Origin of the sequence: Staphylococcus equorum (assembly GCF_029531845.1) — a bacterium.
In the GTDB taxonomy this organism is placed as follows: Bacteria; Bacillota; Bacilli; order Staphylococcales; family Staphylococcaceae; genus Staphylococcus; species Staphylococcus equorum_C.
The window spans coordinates 89460-115376 of the sequence record NZ_JAMBPV010000001.1 but is presented as its reverse complement, the minus strand read 5'-3'; the positions used below and the strand labels follow the sequence as shown (position 1 = coordinate 115376).

The 25917-nt window shown below is 35.4% G+C and carries 24 protein-coding genes; 13 read left to right on the top strand and 11 right to left on the bottom strand.

Going from position 1 to position 25917, the window contains the following annotated elements:
* Position 1: 1 nt before the first annotated feature.
* Genes M4L39_RS00520 through M4L39_RS00505 form a run of 4 tightly spaced genes read left to right on the top strand, consistent with a single transcriptional unit; the run spans position 2 to position 3618 of the window.
* Positions 2 to 1054: a PhnD/SsuA/transferrin family substrate-binding protein gene (locus M4L39_RS00520; protein ID WP_277580232.1), complete on the top strand. Its 1053-nt coding sequence runs from the start codon at positions 2 to 4 to the stop codon at positions 1052 to 1054.
* 42 nt (positions 1055 to 1096) lie between these two features.
* Positions 1097 to 1975: a phosphonate ABC transporter ATP-binding protein gene (gene phnC, locus M4L39_RS00515; protein WP_277580231.1), complete on the top strand. Its 879-nt coding sequence runs from the start codon at positions 1097 to 1099 to the stop codon at positions 1973 to 1975.
* Between the two features lie 18 nt (positions 1976 to 1993).
* On the top strand, positions 1994 to 2800 hold the full coding sequence (locus M4L39_RS00510; protein WP_277580230.1) for a PhnE/PtxC family ABC transporter permease: 807 nt from the start codon (positions 1994 to 1996) through the stop codon (positions 2798 to 2800).
* Complete coding sequence (locus M4L39_RS00505; RefSeq protein WP_277580229.1) at positions 2797 to 3618, top strand: PhnE/PtxC family ABC transporter permease; 822 nt, start codon at positions 2797 to 2799, stop codon at positions 3616 to 3618. Before M4L39_RS00510 ends, M4L39_RS00505 begins: the two co-directional genes overlap by 4 nt.
* A gap of 134 nt (positions 3619 to 3752) precedes the next feature.
* Here M4L39_RS00505 and M4L39_RS00500 read toward each other — a convergent pair whose 3' ends face one another.
* The 8 genes from M4L39_RS00500 to M4L39_RS00465 all read right to left on the bottom strand — a co-directional run bounded on the left by M4L39_RS00500 (position 3753) and on the right by M4L39_RS00465 (position 11362).
* A complete protein-coding gene (locus M4L39_RS00500; protein WP_277580228.1) occupies positions 3753 to 4790 on the bottom strand; it encodes a galactitol-1-phosphate 5-dehydrogenase in 1038 nt (345 codons plus the stop codon).
* A 36-nt stretch (positions 4791 to 4826) separates the two neighbouring features.
* Positions 4827 to 4982: a hypothetical protein gene (locus M4L39_RS00495; protein WP_277580227.1), complete on the bottom strand. Its 156-nt coding sequence runs from the start codon at positions 4980 to 4982 to the stop codon at positions 4827 to 4829.
* A 54-nt stretch (positions 4983 to 5036) separates the two neighbouring features.
* On the bottom strand, positions 5037 to 6068 hold the full coding sequence (locus M4L39_RS00490; protein ID WP_277580226.1) for a zinc-binding dehydrogenase: 1032 nt from the start codon (positions 6066 to 6068) through the stop codon (positions 5037 to 5039).
* A gap of 20 nt (positions 6069 to 6088) precedes the next feature.
* Complete coding sequence (locus tag M4L39_RS00485; protein ID WP_277580225.1) at positions 6089 to 7348, bottom strand: PTS galactitol transporter subunit IIC; 1260 nt, start codon at positions 7346 to 7348, stop codon at positions 6089 to 6091.
* 130 nt (positions 7349 to 7478) lie between these two features.
* Positions 7479 to 7757, bottom strand: coding sequence for a PTS sugar transporter subunit IIB (locus M4L39_RS00480; RefSeq protein WP_277580224.1), 279 nt, complete (start codon positions 7755 to 7757; stop codon positions 7479 to 7481).
* 76 nt (positions 7758 to 7833) lie between these two features.
* Positions 7834 to 8301 (bottom strand): PTS sugar transporter subunit IIA, encoded by a 468-nt coding sequence (locus tag M4L39_RS00475; protein ID WP_277580223.1) that lies wholly within the window; start codon positions 8299 to 8301, stop codon positions 7834 to 7836.
* 19 nt (positions 8302 to 8320) lie between these two features.
* A complete protein-coding gene (locus M4L39_RS00470; protein WP_277580222.1) occupies positions 8321 to 10426 on the bottom strand; it encodes a BglG family transcription antiterminator in 2106 nt (701 codons plus the stop codon).
* Between the two features lie 186 nt (positions 10427 to 10612).
* On the bottom strand, positions 10613 to 11362 hold the full coding sequence (locus tag M4L39_RS00465; RefSeq protein WP_277580221.1) for a DeoR/GlpR family DNA-binding transcription regulator: 750 nt from the start codon (positions 11360 to 11362) through the stop codon (positions 10613 to 10615).
* A gap of 170 nt (positions 11363 to 11532) precedes the next feature.
* Here M4L39_RS00465 and M4L39_RS00460 point away from each other — a divergent pair, with 170 nt between their 5' ends.
* From M4L39_RS00460 to eutH, 9 genes are all read left to right on the top strand, one after another.
* Positions 11533 to 12999: a rhamnulokinase gene (locus tag M4L39_RS00460; RefSeq protein WP_277580220.1), complete on the top strand. Its 1467-nt coding sequence runs from the start codon at positions 11533 to 11535 to the stop codon at positions 12997 to 12999.
* Positions 12986 to 14245 carry an L-rhamnose isomerase gene (gene rhaA / locus M4L39_RS00455; RefSeq protein WP_277580219.1) on the top strand — a complete coding sequence of 420 codons (1260 nt, stop codon included), beginning with the start codon at positions 12986 to 12988 and terminating at the stop codon, positions 14243 to 14245. The genes M4L39_RS00460 and rhaA overlap by 14 nt, the downstream gene beginning before the upstream one ends.
* The gene (gene rhaD / locus M4L39_RS00450; RefSeq protein WP_277580218.1) at positions 14246 to 15076 is read left to right on the top strand and encodes a rhamnulose-1-phosphate aldolase; all 831 of its coding nucleotides are present in this window, start codon (positions 14246 to 14248) and stop codon (positions 15074 to 15076) included.
* On the top strand, positions 15077 to 15391 hold the full coding sequence (gene rhaM, locus M4L39_RS00445) for an L-rhamnose mutarotase (RefSeq protein ID WP_277580217.1): 315 nt from the start codon (positions 15077 to 15079) through the stop codon (positions 15389 to 15391).
* Positions 15392 to 15412: 21 nt separating this feature from the next.
* Positions 15413 to 16759 carry an MFS transporter gene (locus M4L39_RS00440; protein WP_277580216.1) on the top strand — a complete coding sequence of 449 codons (1347 nt, stop codon included), beginning with the start codon at positions 15413 to 15415 and terminating at the stop codon, positions 16757 to 16759.
* The gene (gene aldA / locus M4L39_RS00435) at positions 16756 to 18189 is read left to right on the top strand and encodes an aldehyde dehydrogenase (protein ID WP_277580215.1); all 1434 of its coding nucleotides are present in this window, start codon (positions 16756 to 16758) and stop codon (positions 18187 to 18189) included. The genes M4L39_RS00440 and aldA overlap by 4 nt, the downstream gene beginning before the upstream one ends.
* Before the next feature lie 277 nt (positions 18190 to 18466).
* Positions 18467 to 19888: a sensor histidine kinase gene (locus M4L39_RS00430; RefSeq protein ID WP_277580214.1), complete on the top strand. Its 1422-nt coding sequence runs from the start codon at positions 18467 to 18469 to the stop codon at positions 19886 to 19888.
* A 1-nt stretch (position 19889) separates the two neighbouring features.
* Positions 19890 to 20456, top strand: a complete 567-nt coding sequence (locus M4L39_RS00425) for an ANTAR domain-containing response regulator (protein WP_277580213.1) — start codon at positions 19890 to 19892, stop codon at positions 20454 to 20456.
* A 107-nt stretch (positions 20457 to 20563) separates the two neighbouring features.
* On the top strand, positions 20564 to 21799 hold the full coding sequence (eutH, locus tag M4L39_RS00420) for an ethanolamine utilization protein EutH (protein ID WP_277580212.1): 1236 nt from the start codon (positions 20564 to 20566) through the stop codon (positions 21797 to 21799).
* 256 nt (positions 21800 to 22055) lie between these two features.
* On the opposite strand, the gene M4L39_RS00415 is transcribed toward eutH, so the two are convergent.
* The 3 genes from M4L39_RS00415 to M4L39_RS00405 are packed head-to-tail and all read right to left on the bottom strand — an operon-like array spanning position 22056 to position 25711.
* Positions 22056 to 22823 (bottom strand): SDR family NAD(P)-dependent oxidoreductase, encoded by a 768-nt coding sequence (locus M4L39_RS00415; protein ID WP_277580211.1) that lies wholly within the window; start codon positions 22821 to 22823, stop codon positions 22056 to 22058.
* Between the two features lie 26 nt (positions 22824 to 22849).
* Positions 22850 to 24250 carry a glutamine synthetase family protein gene (locus M4L39_RS00410; protein WP_277580210.1) on the bottom strand — a complete coding sequence of 467 codons (1401 nt, stop codon included), beginning with the start codon at positions 24248 to 24250 and terminating at the stop codon, positions 22850 to 22852.
* 21 nt (positions 24251 to 24271) lie between these two features.
* Entirely contained in the window at positions 24272 to 25711 is a 1440-nt protein-coding gene (locus tag M4L39_RS00405; RefSeq protein WP_277580209.1) for an NAD-dependent succinate-semialdehyde dehydrogenase, read from the bottom strand.
* Between the last annotated feature and the right edge of the window lie 206 nt (positions 25712 to 25917).

Here is a 25917-nt window from a genome sequence, read left to right as displayed (position 1 = left end):
AATGAAAAAATTATGGATTTTATTAATGATTTCAGTTTTAGTGTTAGCTGCTTGTAAAACTTCAGGTAGTCCAGGTGGTTCAGGCGGCGGTAACGGAGACAAAGATAAAAAGTCACTCACGATGGTTTGGTATCCAAATGAATCTGGTAAGGAATTAAAAGGTGCAAGGGAAGAAATCGGTAAAATTATTGAAGAAGAAACAGGTAAAAAAGTTAAACATAAACTGACAACAGATTATACAGTAGCGATTGAAACACTTACGAATAACAAAGCAGATCTAGCATTTATGGGTGCAGAAGGTTATATCCAAGCAAAAGAGAAGAACAAAGCAATCGAACCACTTGTTGTTGCTTCAGGACCATCAGGAACGACGAAAGATGCTAAGTACAATAGTTGGTTAGCGACTAAACCGGAAAATATGAAGGATTATGAAACAGAAAAAGGTAAATATAGTCTTGATAATATTGAAAATAAAAAAATGTCATTCGTCTCACCTTCATCAACATCAGGATTTTTAGTACCGTCGACACTGATTGCCAACCACTTTAAAAAACAAGACAAATATAAAGATTTAAAACCGAAAGATTTATCTGAAGGCGGTAACTTATTAAAAGAAACTATGTTTGGTAATACGCACCAAGGATCAGCAGTGAACTTATTAAATGGTAAAGCAGATATTGCAGCATTTAGTGATATTAACGTAGCAGATTATGTAGAAGTAGATAGAGGTGAAGCCAATAAGCCAGGCACTACTTATAAAGTAAAAGAAGACGCTAAGGCACCGTTTACGCAATATAAAGGTGAAAAATTTGGCATTATAAAATCAACACCCGTATTGAATGCACCTATCGTAGGTAACAGTGAAACTTTAGACAAAGAAACAATGGATAAAATAAAAGAAAAATTAACTTCAAAAGAAATCTCTAATAATAAAGCTGTTTTTTTACCTGAAGATGAAGAAGGATCAGGACTATTTGAAAAAACAGACAAAGAACAGTTTGTAGAAGTAGAAGACAAATGGTTCGACCCGATTAGAAACTTAAGTGATGAATAAGACCTAGCAAGGCGGTAGTCAAATTTACAGGAGGACTTTTATATGACCTTGAATACAAAGGTAAGAGAAGAAGAGCACAAAAAAGTGGCTGACGTGGTGTTTGATTTCGATAATGCAGAGTTATTAGAAGAATCAAATAAGCCAGAAGCTAAACTTAAACCAGGCATCATGAAATTAAAAGACATTCAGAAATCCTATAGTAAAGGCAAAAAGGTATTAGAAAACATCAATTTAGAAATCCGTAAAGGTGAATTTGTTTCAATTATCGGTCCGTCAGGTGCGGGTAAGTCAACCTTACTAAGGTTGATGAATAAAATGATAGAGCCTTCAGAAGGCTCTATACATTTTGAAGATAAAGATATTATCCCTATGAAAGGTAAACAATTAAGAAAAGTTAGAACGGATATTGGTATGGTGTTTCAACATTATAACCTCGTTGAACGTTTAACGGTTTTTGAAAATGTATTACACGGTTTACTAGGAAATAAAAACCCAATTCAAGGCATTTTCTCATTGTATACAGAAGAAGAAAAACAAAGTGCTATTGATATCATTACTGAGTTAGGCATTGAAGAACATATGTACAAGCAATGTAATGCTTTAAGTGGTGGACAAAAGCAAAGAGTAGGCATTGCAAGAGCGTTAATTCAAGAACCTAAAATCATTTTATGTGATGAGCCTATTGCTTCTTTAGATCCGAATGCGTCTCAAACAATAATGAAATATCTTCATAACATATGCAAGGACAGAGGTATTACAATTATCGTTAATTTACATCAAATTGAGATAGCTAAATTATATGCAGAACGCATTATTGGTTTGAATAATGGCAAGGTAGTTTGTGATAAATTAACAAATCAACTTAGCGATGAAGAAATACATCAAATATATGGATCAGGTATAGATGAAATTATTATGTAAGGAAATGGGGTGACTATTTTGGAAAAAGCACATATCCAAGATATCAATATCATCAAGAAAAAGCATTATAGATTAATTACTGTAAGTATTGTCATCTTAATACTCATTGGATTAGCGAGCGTTGTTACACAATATAATCATCTAGAAGGCATTGCATCCATACCTATTGGCTTTAGTTGGTTATTAAGTAACATGTTATTTTCAAGTGCAACATTAAGCAATTTACCTAAAGTACTGAGTTTATTATGGGACACAATCTTAATATCATTTATTTCCAGTGTGGTAGCAGCAATTTTCGCAGTAGTATTTGCGATATTAGGGTCAAAAGTGATGGCAGTAAATCGCTTTTTTATGTATACAGCAAAAGTGATTGCCTCTATTAGCAGAAATATTCCAGTTGTTGCTTGGGCGTTAATCCTAGTGGTCAGCTTTGGTACGAATGCAGCGACAGGGTTTTTGGCACTCTTTTTCACTTCATTTGGATTTTTAGTACGTGCGTTTATTGAGACGATTGATGAAATGAGTTTAGATACTATTGAAGCACTACGAGCAACAGGTGCTTCGTACACACACATTGTCGTTAAAGCTGTGTTGACCGAGAGTCTACCTCAAATGTTCAGTTGGGTATTATTTATGGTTGAAACAAATATTCGAAATGCTACTTTAATAGGGATACTGACAGGTACAGGTATCGGTTATTTATTTGATCTCTATTATAAACAACTCGATTATCAAATGATTTCACTCATTACTTTAGCAATTGTGTTCGCGGTATTAATAATTGAATTTATCTCTAATTATATTAGAAGGGAAATTTTACGATGAGTACATTGGTAGCTAAAAAAAGAAACGGAAAAATTAAAGTAACTCAGCCTAATAAGAGCCAGATTTTGTTGAAGGTATTTATTATAGCCTCACTCATATTTACTTTTGTTGGGTTTTTTCTATTAGATTATAAAGATTTAAATTTAATGCAGGCACTACAGGAGACGTTTGCTAATTTGAAAATCATGTTTTTAACGCCAACTTTCAATCAAATTAATTTTGCTGGTGCAGCATGGCAAGTATTTATTACACTATGCTTGGCATTTTTATCAACGATTATTGGCGCAATTATTTCATTGTTTTTAGCATTTGGTACCTCAATGAATTTATCTAAACCATGGTTAAGTTATACGATAAAAAGCTTTGTGACTGTTTTTAGAGCAGTACCAACCGTGTTATGGGTGCTTATCTTTGCGATAGCAGCAGGATTAGGTTCAATCGCAGCAATCATAGGTATGGTGTTTCACTCTATCTCTTACCTAGTTAAAGCTTATTCAGAAGCATTTGAAGAATTAGATAAAGGGAAAATCGAGGCACTTCAAGCGACTGGTGCAAGTTATACACATATTTTATCGCAAGTTGTCATTCCACAAACAAAGTCGTATATTGTTTCTTGGACTTTTTTAAGATTCGAAATTAACTTTGGTGTTGCAGTGGCTATGGGCGCAGCAGCAGGTGCTGGCGGCATTGGTTATGAATTATTTATGGCAAGTAATTTCTACTTTGATTTAAATGAAGTCGGCGCGATTACGCTTTTAATTATTGCTGTTTCTATCATTTTAGAAATTGTAGCGAATCAATTAAAAGCCAAAGCCTAAAATAGTCATTCACTGTAGGTAGTTATCTGTTATGGCAAACGCCACAATATAAATACGCATCTAAAAAGGTCCTAATACCGTCATCGGTGTTAGGACCTTTTTTAAATAATGATTATGGTAACGTTAGCTTTTAATTATGGGTGGAAAATCACTTTATCAAAATGTTTCTTTTTATTAACTAATGCATCAAATGTTTCAGGACCTTTTGCTAAATCTAAGCGATCTGAAATCATTGGATCCACTTGAATCTCTCCTGTAGACATGTAATGAAGGGACGCATGCCATTCTTCGCCTGGAAATGGGGCGGATAAGCCATTCCAAGAGCCGATAACATTAAGTTCATTGCGTAATATTTTTTCGAAATGAACACGATCCATTTCAATATCGGAATAAGGTATACCGAGTAGTAAGACTTCACCGCCCTTAGCTGGCAAAGTTAAGACTTGTCCAATCGTAAATGGTGAGCCGGCCGATTCAACAGCGACGTCTATGTTATGAGGAATCGTAGCGATGACGTCATCTAAATTTTCATCTTTAGAATTAATTGTATAATCCGCACCGAGCGTCTTAGCAATTGCTAATTTATCTGGATCGATATCAATGGCAATCGTTTTAGCAGCACCAAATATTTTAGCCCATTGAATGGCTAGTAAACCGATACTGCCACACCCTATAACAGCTACCGTTGCACCAGGTTTCATACTTGTTCTATAAAACCCGTGTGCTACTACTGCAGAAGGCTCGACCATAGCAGCTGTATCAAAGTCTACATTAGCTGGCAATCTTAGGACGTTATTTGCAGGTAGTTTAACGAATTCTGCAAAACAGCCAGGTTCATAAGAGCCAATAACATATAAATGTTCACATCTAGAGTATTCACCTTTTTCACATTGTTCACAGGCGTGACAAGCGATAGCTGGACAACCCGTGACTGCATCGCCAACTGCCACATGATTTACGTTACTGCCTATACTTTCCACAACTCCTGAAAATTCATGCCCAAACGTCATGCCCTCACGATAAGGGCCTAGTTTTTTATAGCGGGAATTGTCCGATCCGCATATACCAGTTGCAATCACTTTAATGATGACATCGTTATTGTCTTCAATTTCAGGAGGTTTTATTTCTTCGTACCTTAAATCTTCAATGCCGTATAGGTTCAAAGCTTTCAAAGTATTTCACCTCTTATCTTCTGAATAATAAGCGCATTAATTTTGTTCAGAAGTAACTTTTTTCTTTTTTAAAAATTTTGTGCCGAAGTAACCAAGAAAAACGACTATATTACAATAAAGTAAGTTATTCATATATAAATCTGTAATACCTCTCAATGGCCCAAGCATGAAATCTAACATATGTTCTACCATAATAATTATCTCCTTATATCATTTAAGTGCTAAATGATGGTTATTTGAAACAAGTTAATCGATAGGGCGAAGGAGTACTTTGATGCCTTCGCCACCTTTGATATGGTTGTAGCCTTCTTCCCACTGCGTAATATCAAGTTCATTTGTGACTAATGCTTCAGCATTGACATCACCACTGCTTAACAGTTGTAAAGAAGGTTCCCAGTCGGCTGGTTTTTGACTTCTCGTACCGACCATTCGTATTTCTTTTTGTATGATTTTTTCTAAATCAAAAGAAATTTGTGGATCTTTAAAGATACCAACTTGGACATATTGTCCTTTTTTACGTAAGATATCTAAACCTTGTTTGGCAGCGGGTATTGCGCCAGAACATTCTAATACTACGTTTGCACCATAACCATTGGTAATACTGTTTACATAGTCTTTTAAATCAGTATTTTGAATATTGACGACATGATCTAATTTAAGTTCTGTTGCCTTATCTAATCTTGTTTGATCATTATCTAATCCAGTGATTACGACTGCTGCACCTTTACTTTTAACGACTTGCGCGACAAGTAATCCAATAGGTCCAGGCCCCATAACGACTACGACATCGTCAGGCTGTATTTCAATTTTAGAAACGGCATGGTGGGCACAAGCTAATGGCTCCGTCATAGATGCTGCTTTATATGAAACATTGTCAGGAATACGGTGGACACTCGCTGCACGTGCAACTAAGTATTGCGTGAAGCCACCGTTTTGTTGTGTGCCTAAACCTTTACGATGATTACATAAGTTATAATCACCACTTTGACAATATTCACATTCACCACAAATGTAATATGTTGTTTCAGAAGTGACGCGATCACCAATTTTAAAATCGGTGACATTAGCGCCTGTTTCTACAACCTCTCCTGAAAATTCATGGCCAAGTGTCACTGGAAAGTTCACTTTATAATGACCTTCATACGTGTGCACATCCGTGCCACAAATACCTGCATAATGGACTTTTATTTTTACTTCATCTGCGTTCGGTGAAGGTATCTCTCTATCTAAGACTTCTAGATTCCCGAATCCTGGTTCAGTTTTAACGAGTGCTTTCATGTAATGTCAGCTCCTATCTGTTAATTAAATAAACTAAAGAATTTGAAAATAATGTAATTTAAGATGTTACCACCTTGGTCAAGACTTGAAATTTGAGATGAGCCAGATGGCATATTCACGTTTGTGCCTTCTGCCATGCTTGTGAATATCGGTGCAATATCTGTTGCGATATATAAAGAGATGGCAATCATAATTGTGCCGACAATAACTGAGTGTATGATATTACCTCGTGCAGCACCTACGATAAATGCGACGATAAATGGAATCGTTGCTAAGTCGCCAAATGGTAAGACTTGGTTACCAGGTAAAATAACTGCTAATAATACAGTGATTGGAACTAAAATTAAAGCTGTTGAGATAACTGCTGGGTGACCTAATGCAACCGCAGCATCTAAACCAATGTAAATTTCACGATCACCAAAGCGTTTGTTTAACCAAGTACGTGCAGATTCAGAAACAGGCATTAAACCTTCCATCAAAATCTTAACCATACGAGGCATTAATACCATAACAGCGGCCATTGACATACCGAGGTTAATAACATCGCCAGCGTTATAGCCAGCTAGTAAACCAATAATTAAACCAAGTACTAAGCCGACGAATATAGATTCACCAAATGCACCGAAACGTTTTTGAATTGTTTCTGGGTCTGCATGTAGTTTGTTGATGCCAGGTACTTTTTGTAAACCTTTTACTAAGAAAATCCCTGGCGCATATGAAATCGTACTACCTGTGGCAATCGAGACCCCAGGTAAATCGTAGAATTCACTCATCATTGGTGCAGTCCAGTCAGCCACTTTCAGACAGACAATTTGGAATATTGCTGCAGCCACTAATGATTGCCAAATGCTATCAGATACGGCGTAAACCATGGCACCCATGAATGTATAATGCCAGAAGTTCCAAATATCTACGTTCATTGTTCGTGTAGTCTTTGTCAGTAACATAACAATGTTAATAACAATACCTAAAGGAATAATAAATGCTGCGATAACAGATGCCCATGCAATAGAAGATGTTGCTGGCCAACCTACATCAATAACATTTAAGCTTACGCCTAAGTTTTTAACCATCGCTTGAGCAGCGGGTCCCAAGTTGTTTACAAGTAAATCAATAACTAAGAAAATCCCTACGAATGCGACACCAATCGTTAAACCTGATCTAAATGCTGCACCTACTTTTTGCCTAAAGAATAATCCTAGTAAAAATATAACGATTGGAAGGATTACTGTTGCCCCTAAATCTAGAAAAGCTTGAATAAAATCTACAAATCCACTCATCCCTTACACCATCCTCTTTAATATAAAGTGATGTTGGTATAAATTAAGACGCCATTTTTTAATAACCATGAACTTCTTTTATGATATTTATCCCAACGGTTGATTTCGGTATTTTAAATTAAATGACTCATTATTCTTGTAATGCGTCTAAGATTTCTTTTTTAGTATCTTCAATGCCAATTCCAGTTAAGAAATTACGTGCGTTAATGACAGGGAAGTCATATTCTTTTTGCGTCATTGCAGTTGTAACTAATAAATCTGCTGAATCTGCGTAAACGCCAACTTCTGAAATTTTAATTTGTTTTAAATCTACTTTGATATTGTGCTCTTTTGCCATTTCTTCGATTGCGCTATTTACTACCGTTGAAGTTGCGATACCTGCTCCACATGCTACTAATACTTGTTTCATAATAATTTCCTCCTAATTTGAGAACTTAATGTTTAAATTCTCTTCCTGTTATATTTTTTATTAATAAATTGAATGATTACGCGTCTGCTAATTCCTGTTCAATAACATTTACGACTTGATTGCTATCTGTTGCGTTTGCAATGGCTTCAAGTATTTGATCATTTTGGAAAATGCCCATCAATTTTTGTAGTAATGATAATTGAGCATCTTCTTTATCCATTGCGAGCATAAAAATTAATTTCACATCGGTTGTTTCTTCAACTTCGCCCATGATGACGAAGGGAACTGTTTCTTTAAGGACAGCCACACCAATTGATTTTGAATTCACGTGCTGAATATCTGTGTGTGGAATGGCTACAGAACAATAAACTGTGGGTAACCCAGTAGCAAATGACTGTTCTCTTTCGATAACTGCTTCTTTGTATGAAGCTTTTACATAACCATTGTTATGCATTAATTCGGCTAATTGACTTAATACGCCTTCCTTTGTTGTGGCCTCTAAACCAATGACAACATTCGAGGCATCAATAGTTAAACCTTCCATATGACGCAACCCCTTTGCTTCAATCTATTTTTGAGAATTGTTTAATCGTTTCAAATATTTGTGCTTTTGAATCTGTTTGTATGATGCTTTGCATACTTTCATTGTCTTGTGCTAAATCTCGTAATTGTAATAAGGGTCTTAGATGTTTGAATTTATCTGTTGCTGCGATAACCACAAAGACATGTACATTAAGTCCTGTGCTTAGCGTCAATGGTTCATCTAATACCAACATACTCATAGACGTACGGTTTACATTTTGTTCGTTCTCAGCATGCGGTATGGCGATATTTTGATTGATAACCATATAAGTGTCGTCAAAAGATTGAATCATTGAATCGATGTAATTTGCATCTATATAGTTTTGACTAGAAAGTGGTTCAGCTGTAAGCCGAATTGCTTCTTCCAAATTTGAAACTTGAGATGCAAATTGAATATGGTGTACTGGCAACAAATCTTGTAAATTCAAATGACCATTTAACGAAATTGAAGACGATTTGATTGAAGCGTATGCATGAATATCATCAAATTGGTTTTTAATTTCATTAAGTAAAACGTCTTCGTTATGAATTTCAGCATGCTCACGTATCATGGCTAGCATCTTTTCAGCGTGTATGTCTGTCTCAAAACTATTGTTGAGTTGACCGAATACATATTGACGAAGGTCGTGTTTTTCTTTGGCAGTTAATATCGCTTTTGTGATATATAATCTTTTGTGTGTCATCACGTGCATTGGTGAAAAGACGATATCAAAGTCGAGCGTATACTGATTGAATTCACGTAGTGATAATGCATCTAAAAATATGAATTCGGGGAACACACTTCGTAATTCTTGTAACATCAGTTGAGAAATTGAAGTGCCTTGTGTACAAACCACAACAGCTTTCACTTTTTTGTCGATGTCTTCATCTTGTCTTCTTAAAATACCGCCAATGAGTATGGTTAGATATGCGATTTCATTATCAGGTAATGGTTGGTTAAAGAACTTTTCCATAGGTTTAGAAGAGAGTTTAACAAGATGAAATAATTCTTTGTAATCATCTTTCAGATTATTCTGTAAACTATCGACATCAGATAACTCATACCTAATTCTGTAAAAGGCAGGTTTCATATGAAACAACAATTGGTTAACCAACGTTTCACGATCTTCAAAGGTGATAAAAGTGATTTTCTCAAATTGATCAAGCATGCTTTGTAATGCAGTTTTTAATTCTGGTAAAACTTTCACATCATCTAATTCCGACCATTGCACACTTGTTGATAATAGCTGCAATGTTATAAATAATTTCTCTTGCCGAGGAATATCAGGATAGTTTGAAGTTAGTATTTCAGTTGCTTGATACTCCTCAGTGTCGGAAAGGTCATCGTATCCAATTGAAAAAGGTGAGACGATCTTATCGTGTTGAATTCTTCTCATGATGAAATAGAGTTTATAGCGTAATGTCTCAGTGCTTTGATCAATAAAATTATTCTCTAAATATTGTTCGATTTTGTTGATTTGAAGATCGATGATTTGAAGTTTCTCTTCTTGCAAAGCTAAACTTGTTAAAATATCATCTTTTGAAATATTTAAGGTAAATACTTTATCAATTAAGCGTGTTAAAAGTCTTCTAAGTTCAAACTCATTACCGACTAAATAATAACCCTCCTGTCGTGAATATTTCAGAGTGACATCATATGGTTCTAGTAATGATTTTAATTTTTTTAAATCATTTAACACTGTGTTCTTACTTACTTTCAAATCGATTGAAAAGTGATTTAATGACAATGTTTCATCTTCTCTAAACAACATCAGTAAAATGAGATGCGCGCGTTGGTAAGCAGTATATACTTGCTCATCTTCCTGTGGAATAGGTTCAATAGATACATTAAGAAAATTTTTGATTATATCATCAACGATGAAGAATCCTTGGCTTGTGCGTTCAATCGTTGGGCAATCTTGTTCAGTTAACCATTCATTGATTTTTTGGATTCGATAGCCAAGTTGTCTGCGAGACATGTTGAACATCACTTCTAAGTCTTTGCCTTTAATTTTTGGATTTTTAATCATTTCCGTAATGATATTAAAGTTTTCTGCTTGTATTTTGAATCCCTCCCTTGTTGTTGACTCTAATTTAGCACAGGTCATCAAAGAGTTGTACACTCATTAGACACAAATGCAATTCCGTTTTATGTACATCGTTGTGATTAACATAAGAAAAAGCACTTACCATCGCATTTGGAATGATAAGTGCTTATCGTATAATATGTTTATTATTTTAATAATTTCATTCTTAATTCATTGATTATAAGATATGAAAGTTAAAAAGAGAAATTATATTATCTTTACTGAATGATTTTCGAGGGTATTTTTCCATTCGTCATCAAATTCAATATCTGTCACGATATAGTCGATATTGGATAAGTGTCCAAAACTTATTAAACTGTTCCCATCAAATTTCGAGGAGTCGATTGCCAAAATAACTTGCTTGGCTTTATTGATCATGAGTTCTTTAATGTGCGATTCGTATTCATTAGAATCGGTAATGATGCCATCTTTAGACAGGGCCTTACAGCTTAAAATGGCATAATCCGTATGAAATTTATTAATTGATTCTGTCGTTTGTGGACCAACTAATGCAGAAGAATGTTTTAATAATTTGCCACCTGTTGAGTTGATTTCCATAGATGTTTGATTAAGTTCGTATAGTGCATTTACAGCATTTGTTATAATATGAATTCGTTTATTGGAAATAGCGAAACGTTTTAAAGCTTCATTGATTGTAGAACTAGAATCAGCAAATAAACTTGTATCATTTTGTATAAATTGATCAATTTTTTTAGCAATAATAACTTTGCTATCTTTGTTGCGCGTGTGTCTCACTGAATAAGGAAGTTCTTCAGTTTTGATTAGTTTTGCGCCACCATAATTACGTTCTACGATACCTTCTTTTTCCAATTTTTCTAAATCTCGACGAATTGTTTCTTCTGAAACATTAAATTCAGAAGCTAATTTATTCACATAAACAACACTGTTTAAATAGAGATGATTTAGTAGTGACTTTCTTCTTTCAAATGGCTTCATAATAAATTTCTCCTAAATATATATTGTTATTATTATAACATAAAAAAGCTTTTAATCTCACAAAAAAAGACTGAAAACAACATATAAACCACATTAATTATCAAAATATTTTGTTTTGTGTTGATTTATGTGGATTGTTTGATTATAATCATAACCAAAGAGGTGATAAGTTGAAGCATTATATAGCTGTTGATATTGGGGCATCTAGTGGTAGAGCCATCTTAGCAAATATCGACAATGACCAAATTAAAACACAAGAAATCAATCGTTTCGCCAATGGGTTTACAGCACAAAATCAACAAGAAGTGTGGGATGTTGACTATTTATTTGGAGAAATTATCCTTTCTTTAAAAAAAGCTAAAGCTATGGGCATCACAGAGTGTTGTTTAAGTATAGATACGTGGGGCGTAGACTATCTTTTTTTAGATCATAAAGGGAATCGCTTACAAAACGCGGTTTCCTATAGGGATTCACGAACTGATACAACGATGCATAAATTATTTAGCGAAGTTTCCAAATACGATATTTTTCAAAAAACTGGAATTCAATTTTTAACATTTAATACAATTTATCAGCTGTTTGAAGAGACACAAGAATTAAAAGATAAAGCACATGATATTTTGCTTATTCCTGATTATTTAAATTATTTACTTACCAATAAGAAAAGAAATGAAATTACTAATTTAAGTACGACACAATTACTCTCAGTGAAGGATCATTCGTTAGATCAGGGGTTACTAACATCAATAGGAATAGGTAAGGAACAATTTCCAAATACGATTGAACCTGGGACATACATAGGCCAAATCAATACAGACTTAAACATCCATGATGATTTACCTGTGACATATGTATATGCAACAGCATCTCATGATACCGCATCAGCTGTTTTAGGTGCTGTTGGAGATGAATTGAAAAAATGGGCCTTTTTATCAAGTGGTACTTGGTCGTTAATAGGTAAAGAATTAGAAAATCCAATCGTAACTGAAACAGCATTAGAACTCGGCTATTCTAATGAACGCGGTATGAACCACACCTATCGTTTCTTAAAAAACATTATAGGTATGTGGATTATACAGCGTATACGAAAAGATTGGCCCAAAAATTACACATTTCCTGAAATGGTAGAGGAAGCAAAACAAAATCAAGACTTTAAAGTTTATATCGATTTTAACGAGCAACGATTTATTAACCCTGACAGTATGGTGGATGAAATTAAAAATTACTGTGTCGAGACGAACCAAACAGTGCCGCAAACATTAGGTGAAATTGTCCAAAGTGTTTATATGAATCTTGCAATAATTTATGCAATTTCCATAGAAGAATTAAACGAAATAACAAAAGAACCAATTGAAGTAATCAATATCGTCGGTGGCGGTTCCAATAATGAATATTTAAATGAACTTACTGCCTTGTATACAAATTGCGACGTCATTGCAGGACCAACGGAAGCGACAATATATGGGAATTTAGCAGCAACAATGATTGGCACAGGTAAATTTGAAAATGTCCAAGAAGCTAGAGCGCTAATTAAGCATTCTACAGATACGAAAAAGATAGCCAAACCAGAGTTAAAACATATCGCAAATCAAGATATTAACACATTCAAGGGGGTCACTCATTATGAGTACGTATAATAAACAAGCATTTGAAGCAGCAAAAACACAATATGAAGCATTAGGCGTTGATGTAGAAAAAGCTTTAACTAGGTTAAAAGATATTAAAATCTCCATCCATTGTTGGCAAGGAGACGATGTAGAAGGTTTCCTTTTCAATCAAGAATTATCAGGAGGTATATCAGTCACTGGTAATCATCCAGGTAAAGCAAGCAATGGAGAGGAACTCAGAAGTGATTTAGAAGAAGCTTTAAAACATATTCCAGGAAAACATAAAATTAATCTACATGGTATTTATGCCGAATCTGAAGCAGCAATCGATTTAGATGAAATAGAGCCAAAGCATTTTGAGCAGTGGGTTCAATGGGCAAAAGAAAATGAATTGGGATTAGATTTTAACCCAACGTGCTTTAGTCATGAGAAGTCAGAAGATGGATTCACATTAGCACATCCGGATAAATCGATTAGAGACTTTTGGATAGAACATTGTAAAAAATCTAGAAAAATCGGTGAATATTTTGGTAAAGAATTAGGCCAGCCTTCAACAACAAATATTTGGGTGCCGGACGGTTATAAAGATACACCGGTAGATCGTCTAACACCTCGAAAACGTTTAATGGAGAGTTTGGATGAAATTTTCAAAGAAGAAATAGATGAAAGCTACAATATCGATACATTAGAAAGTAAATTATTTGGTATTGGTTCTGAAAGTTATGTTGTTGGTTCTCATGAATTTTATATGGGTTATGCCTTAACAAGAAATAAACAAATATTACTAGATGCCGGACATTATCATCCAACAGAAGTTGTGTCTAACAAATTATCGGCACTCAAGTTATTTACAAAAGGTCTAAGTTTACATGTTTCTAGACCAGTAAGATGGGATAGCGATCATGTTGTTACATTGGATGATGAATTGAACGAGATAGCGAAAGAACTCATTTATAACGATTTACTCAAGAGTACAACAGTCGGTTTAGATTTCTTCGATGCATCTATTAATAGAGTGGCTGCATGGGTTATTGGTACTAGAAATATGCAAAAAGCATTGCTTAAAGCTTTATTAGATCCAATCAATGAATTAAAAGAAGTTGAACAGAGCGGTGACTTTACAAGACGTTTAGCGTTGCAAGAAGAAATGAAGATGTATCCGTTTGGTGCGATATGGAATGAATTTTGTAGTAGAAATGACGCTGAACCAGGACTGGATTGGTATGAGCCGATTAAAAAATATGAAGAAAATATTTTACAGGAAAGAGGAATTTAATTGGAAAACTTTGTAGATTCTCCCGCAGTTAAAGAATTATCTAAGATTACACATTTAATGTATCACAAAGGTTGGGACGAACGTAATGGAGGCAATATATCTTGGATCTTAGATGATGCTAAGGTTCAACCGTATTTAGCAGAAGACGGCAGTAATATTAGGAACGTAAATCTTCCATTTGAAGTTCGTCCATTAGCGAATAAATATATTCTTGTAACTGGTACAGGAAAATACTTCAAAAATATTATAGATGATCCACAAGATGCATTAGGTTTAATTAAAATTGCAGCAGATGGTAAAAGCTATAACATTTTATGGGGCTTTGTGAATGATGCAGTAGCAACAAGCGAATTGCCAACGCATTTAATGAATCATATCCAACGTTTAGAAGTCGATGCTACACACCGTGTTATCATACATTGCCATGCCACACATACGATTGCGATGACGTATACGCATGAATTAGATGAAAAGGCGTTTACGAAAACATTATGGAAAATGTGTACGGAATGTCTCGTTGTATTTCCAGATGCAATTGGTATTATCCCTTGGGTGGTACCTGGTACAGAACAAATAGGGCAACTTACATCAGAAAAAATGAAACATCAAAGGTCTGTTATTTGGCCGTTTCATGGTGTGTTTGGAGCTGGACATGATTTAGACGAAGTGTTTGGTCTCATTGAAACAATTGAAAAAGCAGCTGAAGTATATACGTATGCGCAAGCACAAGGTGGTATTAAACAAACGATTTCAGATGCGAATTTATGGGAGCTAGCTCAAGGATTTAATGTTGAACCCAAAGAAGGATACTTAGAGGTAGAGGTGAGATAGGTGACGCGTATCGCAACGGTGATGTATGTCAATGAAGATTCATATGAAGCATATAAACGCAGACATGATGAATTATGGCCTGAAATGAAACAGTTATTAAAAGAGAGCGGCGTGCATGATTACAGTATTTTTCTAAATGAAGCCACTGGAGAATTATTTGCAGTACTTGATGTTAACGATAAAACAGCATATAACAATATGGCACAAAATCCGATTTGTCGGAAATGGTGGGATTACATGGCCGATATTATGCAAGTGAATGAAGATAATAGTCCTAAATCAACCGAATTGAGAGAGATGTTCTATTTGAAATAAACGAAAAATGGGGATGAGGTTATGAGTTTAAAACCTAAAAAGACAAATGGCTGGCTTGCAACAATCGCAGTTGCAATGGCCAATTATATAGAAGCGGGTTCAATTATTGCAGCGGCGAGTAGTTTATCACTCTGGCAAGCATATTTAAATATTGATAATTGGCAGATGGGGTTACTGAGTGCGTTAAGTGCGAATGCATTAGGTGCAGCAATTGGTGCATTAATCGGTGGACCATTAACAGATAAACTAGGTAGAAAATTTATCTTTAAATACGATTTATTATTATACATGGTCGGTATTTTAATTATCATACTTTCTGTTAATTTATCAATGTTACTAACAGGTACAATTATTGTTGGTATAGCTGTAGGTATAGGGGTACCTGTAGCTTGGACGTATATTGCAGAAGAAGCACCAGAAAAAGAAAGAGCAAAACGTGTAGGAACTGCACAACTAGCATGGTCTATTGGACCAGCAATTACTTTTACTTTAGCAGTTATGTTAGCGCCATTAGGATTATTAGGCTCAAGATTAATTTTTCTACATTTGTTTATTATTGCGGGTATTACGTGGTGGATTAGACAAGGTATGGAAGAATCTAAAATTTGGGAAGAAGAAAAGGAAAAAGAGCAAAGAGAAGCTTCATTTAATGTTAAAAAGACATCAGCTTTTAAAGAATTATTTACTAATCCAGTAAATCTAAAGGCGATGTTATTACTCATAGGAATTTATTTATTCTGGAATTTAACATCTGGCGCAATGGGATACTTTATGCCTTTCATTTATGAAAGCGTTGGTGGTCTGAGTGGTGCCCAAGCTAACATCTTACAAGCGATTTTATGGCTGTGTACCGTGGTTACGACTTATTTTGGGTTTATGAAATTAGGAGACCGTATCAGTCAAAGATTACTATTTAGTATAGGTGCAACAATGGGTATTGTTGCTTGGATTATATTGACCTTTGCACCTATGAACTGGGTATCACTGATTTTATTTGTTTTATTATGGGGGTCAGCAGCTGGTATAGGCGCCCAAGCCTTTTATGCTTTATGGACAAGCGAACTATTCCCAACGCGCTATCGTGCCGGAGCGCAAGGCTTGATGTACTTTATAGTACGAGCAGGAATCTCAGTATATACATTTGTACTACCCACAATTTTAGCATCACTTGGATTCAAAATTACTGGAATAATTATGATTTCATTTTTAGTTATTCATGCAGTCATTGGCATTGTGCTAACACCTAAGACACAAGGGAAGACTTTAGAACAGATTGAACGCGAAAGATATGGAGAAAGTCCGAATAGTGGCTTAAATATTACACCAGAAACAAATACCATGATTCATGAAGGAGAGAGTAAAATATGATAAATATTAAAGATTATATTAACGGTTCATTTGTTGAAAAAAACATGGAAGATGCAATTGATGTGAGAAATCCGGCAACAGAAGAAACGATTGCAAAATTAAATAGAGGTTCAGAACAAGACACAAAAGAAGCTATCGAATATGCAGATAAAGCACAAAATGCATGGAGCGAACTACCAGCAATTGAACGAGGCAACTACCTTAAAAAAATTGCAGCAGGTATTCGTGAACGCAGTGAAGAAATTACTAAAGTAATTATGCAAGAAGGCGGTAAAACATATGATTTAGCTAATACAGAAGCATTTTTTACAGCAGATTATATAGATTATATGGCAGAATGGGCAAGAAGATATGAAGGAGAAATCATACAGAGTGATCGTAAGAAGGAACATATTCTAATGTATAAAAAAGCTCTGGGTGTGACTACAGGTATTTTGCCATGGAACTTTCCGTTCTTCTTGATCGCACGCAAAACAGCGCCAGCACTTATTACCGGAAATACAATTGTAGTTAAACCTTCAGAAGAAACGCCTATAAATGCGCAAATATTCACTGAGATATTAGATTCAGTTGGCCTACCACCTGGCGTTTTTAATTTAGTGAATGGTGAAGGTAGTATCGTAGGTAATGAGCTTGCGAGTAATAGTAAAGTTGCACTCGTTTCTATTACAGGTAGTGTCTCAGCAGGTAAAAAAGTAATGGAAGCTGCAAGTAAAAATGTAACTAAAGTTAATTTAGAATTAGGTGGTAAAGCGCCGGCAATTGTATTAGAAGATGCTAATTTAGATAAAGCAATTCAATATATTATAGATTCTCGTATTATTAATACAGGTCAGGTGTGTAACTGTGCTGAACGTGTGTATGTACATTCCAGTATAAGTGAAAAATTCACTCAACAATTAGTTCGAAAAATGAGCGAAGTTAATTTTGGTAATACGTTAGAACATAGTTATGACATGGGTCCTTTAATTAATGAGAAGGCTCAAGAGCGTGTGCACAATCATGTTAAAAAAGCTGAATCACAAGGCGGCGTAATTAAATGTGGTGGAGAGATACCTGAGCAACAAGGCTATTTCTATCCAGCTACAATCATTTCAAACTGTAAAAATAGTATGGATATTGTTCAAGAAGAAGTCTTTGGGCCAGTATTGCCAATTGTTGAATTTGATACTTTTGAAGAAGCAATTGAATTAGCAAATGACAGTCAATATGGATTAACTTCTTCTATCTATACAGAGAGTATCCAAAAAGCATTTACAGCAGTAGAGAAATTAGAATTCGGTGAAACATATATTAATAGAGAAAACTTTGAAGCAATTCAAGGTTTCCATGCAGGTGTAAAACAATCAGGTATTGGCGGGGCAGATGGCAAACATGGCTTAGAAGAATATTTAAGAACGCATATCGTATATATGCAGTTAGATGAATAAAGAATTTACAACCGAGCGTGTTTATAGGAAGTCTTGTGGGGGTGGGAATAGGAAATCAAATTTTGATTTCTGTCCCGCCCCCCGTTTTAATTATAGGAAGTTTAAAGTAAAACATATGTTAAGCCATATGAAAGTGCGACGTAGACTAAGCAATAATGATGAAAAATTACTATAATTTTTCAAATTATTTCATTATACATTGACATATAATCGTCAAAATTTCATAATGGTAGTTATATATATAAGAAATCTAAATATTCGCAAAACTATGTTTGGAATGATAACTATCAACGAAGTAAATAATTTATGTAAAACGCATACAAGTTTAACACCACAGGCTATACAACATATCGTAGAAGTATCTGATCATTTACAAATGATTGCAGATTTAAACAGAGCGAATGTGTTTATTGATTGTCCTACTAATAAAGATGGAGAAGTTATAGTAGTAGCGGAAGCTATACCTACCAATGACGAGGGTTTATATCAAGGTTCAGTCATTGGTGAAAATGTATATGAAAAATTTGAACCCGCTGTATTCCAAGTATTGGAAGGAGATGATTTTGCACAACACCGTGCAATCACTCAAGAAGGTAAAGTAGTAGAGCAAAGTGTTACACCAATTAAATTGGAAGATGTCATTGTTGGCACACTGATTATGGAAATAGATGTAAGCAACAAAGTAATGGAAGAAAAAAGATTAAAAGCTTTGACGCAGGCGACAACAACATTAAGTGACATCGTCTCACAAAATAGTGATGACCCAATTTTTGTACCGGATATGATTGAAGAAAGTTTGTTTGATTTAGACAACGCATTAGACATTCGCTACTATAACTTAGCCGGCGAGACAATGGTTAGAGATTTAGTGGACGTCGATTGTGAAGCGGGGTTGAATTTCGTAGCGTTGTTCCCGAGCATTAAAGATATGCTTACAGATGGTCGAGTTATCACAATTGAAGAACGTGAGCTTAAAGGACACTATTTTCAAGTGAAGTGCATTCAGTTACTTGAAGAAGGCGTAATGACAGGTCATTTAATACTGTTAAAAGATATTACAGATTTGAAAGAAAAGGAACGCGAACTCATTTCTAAATCTGTAGCTATTAGAGAAGTGCATCATCGCGTGAAGAATAATTTACAGACCGTAGCAAGTTTATTGCGGTTACAGATGAGACGCGGCTTGCCAAATGGTAGTGAAAAATATTTCCAAGAAAGTTTAAATCGTATTCTAAGTATCGCCTCTGTATATGAAGTCATTCTAGATGAATCATCGACGGATACGGTGAATATCGATAAATTGATTAAAAAGATAGGTAATATGGTCGTTTATAACGAATCATCGAATAAAACATTACATATCACATATCAGACAGATGAACATATTAATTTAGTATCTAATATTGCAGTCTCAGTTGCGTTGATTGCAAATGAACTAATTACGAACTGTTTAACACATGCTTTCAACAATCAAACCGAGGGTAGCATAAACGTAATGCTAGCTTACAATGAAGACTCGGATACCGTAAAGCTTGAAGTTCAAGATACGGGTGAAGAAGAAAGTGCCTTTCAACCATCATTTGGGTTGAAAATTGTTACTACCATAGCAGAAAATGATTTAGAAGGTATATTTAACATTGGCCGTAATTCAATTGGAACAATAGGTAAAGTTGAGTTTCAACACAAAGGGGTGGATTGAGATGAAATCTATTATGGTCGTTGAAGATGAAGCGATTGTCCGAATGGATATAGTAGAAATGCTTGGGGAAGCAAACTACAATGTAGTCGCAGAAGTGGGTAATGGAGAAAAAGCAATTGAAGCCGCAGAACAATTTCGGCCAGATTTGATTATCATGGACATAAAAATGCCGAAGTTGAATGGCTTAAAAGCTAGTAAAATTATTGGCAAGAAACATGATATTCCGATACTTATCCTGACAGCATATAGTCATTGTGAGTACGTTGAAGAAGCTAAACAACAAAATATCGTAGGTTATATCGTTAAACCTATATCTGAGTCACAATTGCTGCCAGCGATTGAAATTGCAATGTCGCAATCAGATAGTATGGATAAACTCAAGCAAGAAGTGAGCGATACACATTTGCAAATTGAACATCGTAAACGTATAGAAAAGGCAAAAGGCTTACTAATGAAACAACTTGATTTAACGGAAGAAGCAGCTTATCAAAAGCTTAGGAGAAACAGTATGGATAACCAGATAGCTATTGAAAAAGAAGCTTCAGCGATCATTAAGCAATTGGGGTAACAGAATTACAATACAAGTGCATATAATCAAGCAAAGGTGCTTATTTGAATTAATCAAATAGGCACCTTTTTGCTTTTTTATCGCTTATAACAATGGGGGAAACTATCATGGAACATATTGGTACAGTGATTATTTACATTATTATGGTATGTGCAGTGTTAGGTGCTTTTGGTGCAATTCGGAATGCGAATGAAGGTATAGGTAAGGAATTTATGGAAGGTATCTATACCATAGGACCTATCTTTGCTAACTCAGCAGGTATTATGGCTTCTATTCCATTCATATCACAGTTTATAGAGAAATTCTTCGGACCACTTTTCGATAAAATTGGTGCGGATCCTGCTATAGCTGCAACATCAATACTCGCGACAGATATGGGGGGCTATCAACTCGCAGATGTATTAAAGGATAGTTATGAAGGTTGGATTATGGCAATGATTGTTGGCTTCATGGCTGGTGCCACAATCGTGTTCACGATTCCACTTGGTCTGCCGATGTTGGATAAGCGAGATCATAAATACATGGCTTTAGGTATTCTATCAGGTTTGTTGGCCATTCCTTTTGGCGTATTTATTTCCACGGTAATCATTTTATTCAGTCATACAAAAATACGTACAGTTATTGATACAACGAGCGCAGCAACACATGTTTTTCAAATCAGTTTATCCACTGTGTTTATCAACTTATTACCATTAATTATTTTTGTAGTAGTAACAGCCATAGGGCTTTATTTCTTCTCAGATATTATGATTAAGATATTTATTGTCTTTGGTAAAATACTAGATTCTTGTATTAAATTAGTCTTTGTATTTTCAGTAGTAGAAATATTCACAGGACTATTCACAACAGTTTTTGGTGTCTGGGGATTCGATCCAATTATGGCAGATAGTGAAGATAACTTTAGGGCATTAGAGAACGCAGGGAATATTGCTATCATGTTATCGGGTGCATTCCCAATGGTTTATTTAATACGTAAGTACTTCTCTAAAGGTTTGCATAGTGTGGGTAGTAAGGTAGGACTCAGTGAAGTAGGTAGTGCTGGTTTTATCGCTACGATTGCTAATATTTTAGCTATGCTCAAGTTAGTAAGAGATATGCCACCTAAAGATAAAGTATTAAATATCGCATTCGGTGTCTGTGGTGCATTCTTATTAGGAGACCATTTGTCATATACGGCAAACTTCCAGCCGACGCTCATACCAGCCGTCTTAATTGGTAAATTGAGTGCAGGTGTTATAGCAATATGCTTTGCTTACATTCTATGTATACCGAAAGCGAGGAAATTGGAAGAGATTGATAGACGTGCAGGCATCATTGGAGAACGTGAATATTTAGATAAATAAACTGAAAAACAGGGTTGGCGCTATTGTGCACAGCCCTGTTTTTATGTGAGGCTGGAACATAAATACATGTCTCACTCCCGTTATTAAAATAAATACTATATATAATAGAAGAAACGCGTCATGATATTCATTTAAAACACAGTAAAGGGGAGCGAAAATACAAAACCAATTCTAAATTTTGATTTTGTATTTTCGCTCCCTTAAAGCTAACTAGAGATCTAATAGCTACTGTGCGATCTCTATCTATATAGGTGTATTAGAAGTAGTTTGCCGTAATACCACCGTCTACATTCATATTTGCACCGTTTGTCCAATCAGATTCATCTGATGCTAAGTATAATGCGGCGTTCACAATATCTTCTGGTTTGCCAAATCTTCCAGTAGGCTGTCTGTTTAATCTTGCATTTTTTGCTTCTTCATCTGCAACTAACCATTCCATTAATAAAGGTGTTTCTATAGGACCAGGGCTGATCGCATTTGTTCGAATGCCTTTAGGGCGGAATTGAATTGCTAATGATTTTGTTAGAGAGACGACTGCGCCTTTTGAAGCGGTGTACGCATCTTGAGGTACTGAACAACCCATTTCAGCTACAAATGAGGCTATATTAATGATAGAGCCAGAATTGTTCTTTTCCATTTCTGGAATAACATATTTCGTCATAAAGAAAATGCCTTTAACATTAATATTCATGACTAAGTCCCATACGTCTTCGCTTGTATTGACGACAGAATTATCTGCTTCTGGCATGACGCCAGCATTATTATATAGCACATCAATTTTTTCATAGGTTTCAATTGTATCAGCAATCGCATCTTTAACATTGGTTTCATTGGCAATATCTACTTTGAAAAAAGAAGCTTCTCCGCCGTTATCTTTGATTGCCTTCACAGTCGCTTGGCCGGCTTGTTCATCTCTTTCGAATACCGCGATTTTACCGCCTTCATTTGCAAACATTTGTGCAGCTACTTTACCCATACCACCACCAGCACCTGTAATAATACATACTTTGTTTTGTAATCTCATAATCGTTTTCCTCCTCAGTAATATATTTAACTTTGTTCGAAGTAACGCGAACGTTCCCAAGTTGTTACGAAAGAATCGAAATCATTCTGTTCTGATTGTGCAGCTTCTAAATAATGGTTTGCGACGTCTTCACCGAGCACTTTTGTTACTACATCACTATTTTTCCAAGTTAAAATTGCTTCGTGTAATGATGATGGAATACGGTCGATATTATCTTGTTCATAAGCATTACCAACTAGCTCATCAGTAAGTTCGATTTTATTTTCGATACCATATAAACCCGCACCAATTAAAGCAGAGTAGGCTAAGTATGGATTCATATCTGCACCTGAAATACGTGATTCGAAGCGTAATGAGTTCTGTTCACCTACAACACGGTAGCCAGCAGAACGATTATCTTGGCTCCATGCAATACTTACAGGCGCCCATGAGTTAGGCGCAAAACGTTTATAAGAGTTCACGTAAGGCGCAAACATTAATGAAAAGTCTCTCGTGAATTTAATAATGCCTGCTAAGAAATGCTTCATCGTTTCAGATTTTGGTTCTTCCGCATCATCACCAGCATAGAAAGCATTCGTTTTTGTGCCTTTTTCCATCATACTTAAATGAATATGACCACTTGAGCCTGTCCATGCTTCGTAAGGTTTAGCCATGAATGTTACGGATTTATCATTTTGAATACAGATTTCTTTCATACCATGTTTGAACATAATATGTTGATCGGCAGCATCTAAGGCGTCTGAGTATTTTAAGTTGATTTCGTGTTGCCCTTTATACGCTTCACCTTTTGAAGATTCGATAGTAATGCCCATTAAGTGCATTTGATTTCTGATTTCTTGATAAATCGGTTCATTCTTACTACCTTGCAGTAAGTTATAATCTTCATTTAAGTGGCCGGCAGCTTCTAAATTGTCATATCCTTGTTTTGAAATATCTTCAAATGAATTATTGAATAAGTAGAATTCAAGTTCACTTGCCATATGTGGTGACAAGCCTTGTGCTTCTGCTTTTTCAATTTGTTGTTTAAGAATGTTACGTGGCGCAATTGCAATTGGTTCACTGCCATCTACGGCGTACACATCACAAAAGACCATCGCAGTGTGTTCTAACCAAGGCACAACTTTTAACGTATTTAAGTCAGGTACAGCTAAATAATCACCATAACCTTTATCCCAGTTCATAAATTCAAAATTATCGTTGGTATCCATTTCAAAGTTTGTACCTAATAAGTAGTTACAGAAATGTGTACCATCAGATATATCATTTTCTAAAATGAAATCGCCCGTGATGCGTTTTCCCATCAAACGTCCTTGCATATCACAAAAGCCCATGATGAGCGTATCGATATCGTCAGATTTAACTAATTCCAGTAATTGTTCCTTTGTAATATCTCCAGTTACTTTTTTGCCTTTAATATTGTTATTCATATATGACAACCCCTTATTAGTTTATTTAAGTAAAGATAATGAAATATATTTCAATTCTAAGAACCCGTCTAAGCCAAAATGACTGCCTTCACGACCCATGCCACTTTCTTTAATACCGCCAAATGGTGCTTGAGGCACACTCAATTGAGTACCGTTAACACCAATCATTCCAAATTCTAGTTTTTCACTGATTTTATAAACCGTATTGATATTATTAGAAAAGAAGTAAGCGGCTAAACCATAAGGTGAACCATTTGCAATGTCTACCGCTTCATCTTCGTCATCGAATGTAATAATCGGTGCAACAGGGCCGAATATTTCTTCCTGTGCAATGGCCATTGTTCGCTCAACACCTGTAATGACAGTAGGTTGGTAGAAGAGGGGCGATGTAGAAATATCAGCTTTATCTCCACCAGTTTCAACTTGAGCGCCTTGTTTTATAGCTTCTGCGACTAAGTGTTCAACTTTATCAATTGCTTTTTGATTAATCAGTGGCCCTACTTGAGTATCCTCTTGATCACCAGGACCGACTTTAATTGTTTTTACACGTTCGATAATTTTCTGTGTCATCTCTGCTTTAACATCTTTGTGTACAAGTACAACGTTGATGCCATTACACATTTGACCACTATTTTCGAACTTGTTATCAACGATAGCGTCTGCAGCGTTATCTAAATCGGCATCAGGTAACACAATCGCTGGTGCATTGCCCCCGAGTTCGAGCGAGATACGTTTGACTTGATCAGAAGCTTTACTCATTAATTTCTTACCAATTGGTGTTGAACCTGTGAAAGACATTTTTCTAACACGCTTGTCCTCGAATAATTTTTCTGAAATGAGTGAAGAACTACCAGTAACAATATTTGCGACACCTTTATCAATGCCTGTAGCTATTAATTCTTCGAAAATTGCAATTGCAATTCTGGGAGTTTCACTTGATGGTTTGACGATTACAGTACAGCCAGCAGCTAACGCAGGTGCTACTTTACGTGCGACCATTGCGCCAGGGAAATTCCATGGTGTAATCAAACCACAAACCCCTACAGGTTGTTTCGTAACTGAGATGCGTTGATTCTCTGATGAAGGTGGAATGACTTCACCATAAATGCGTTTGCCTTCTTCAGCAAACCAACGAATGAATTTAGCACAAACTCCTACTTCACCAAAAGCTTCTGCATATGGTTTGCCTTGTTCTTCACTCATAATCGTTGCGAGTTCTTCTTGCTTATTTAATAAATTGACTGCCCATTGTTCTAAATAACCTTGTCTTGTTTCAGCAGTGTAGTTCGACCATGTTTCAAAAGCAGTGGACGCACTTTCAATTGCTTGTTGTACTATATCTTCAGTTACACTTGGTACTTCGCCAATTGAGTTTCCATTTGCTGGGTTAACGATGGTGATGGTTTTGTCTGTTTCAACTTTTTCACCGTTTACCCAGTTATAATTTAAATTACGCGTCATATAATCTCCCCTTAATATGCAAAAAGGCGCCTATATACTCAATTTTGTTGATTGAGATATAAGCGCCTTTGCTTAATTGTTATTCACTTGGAAAAAACTAAAAAAAATATTTTTGAAACCCTTTTCAATTTCGAGTTAACCAAATGTTACTAAAATTTTTAAATCTTGTCAATATTCAGATAATATACTATACTTTGCACAAATAA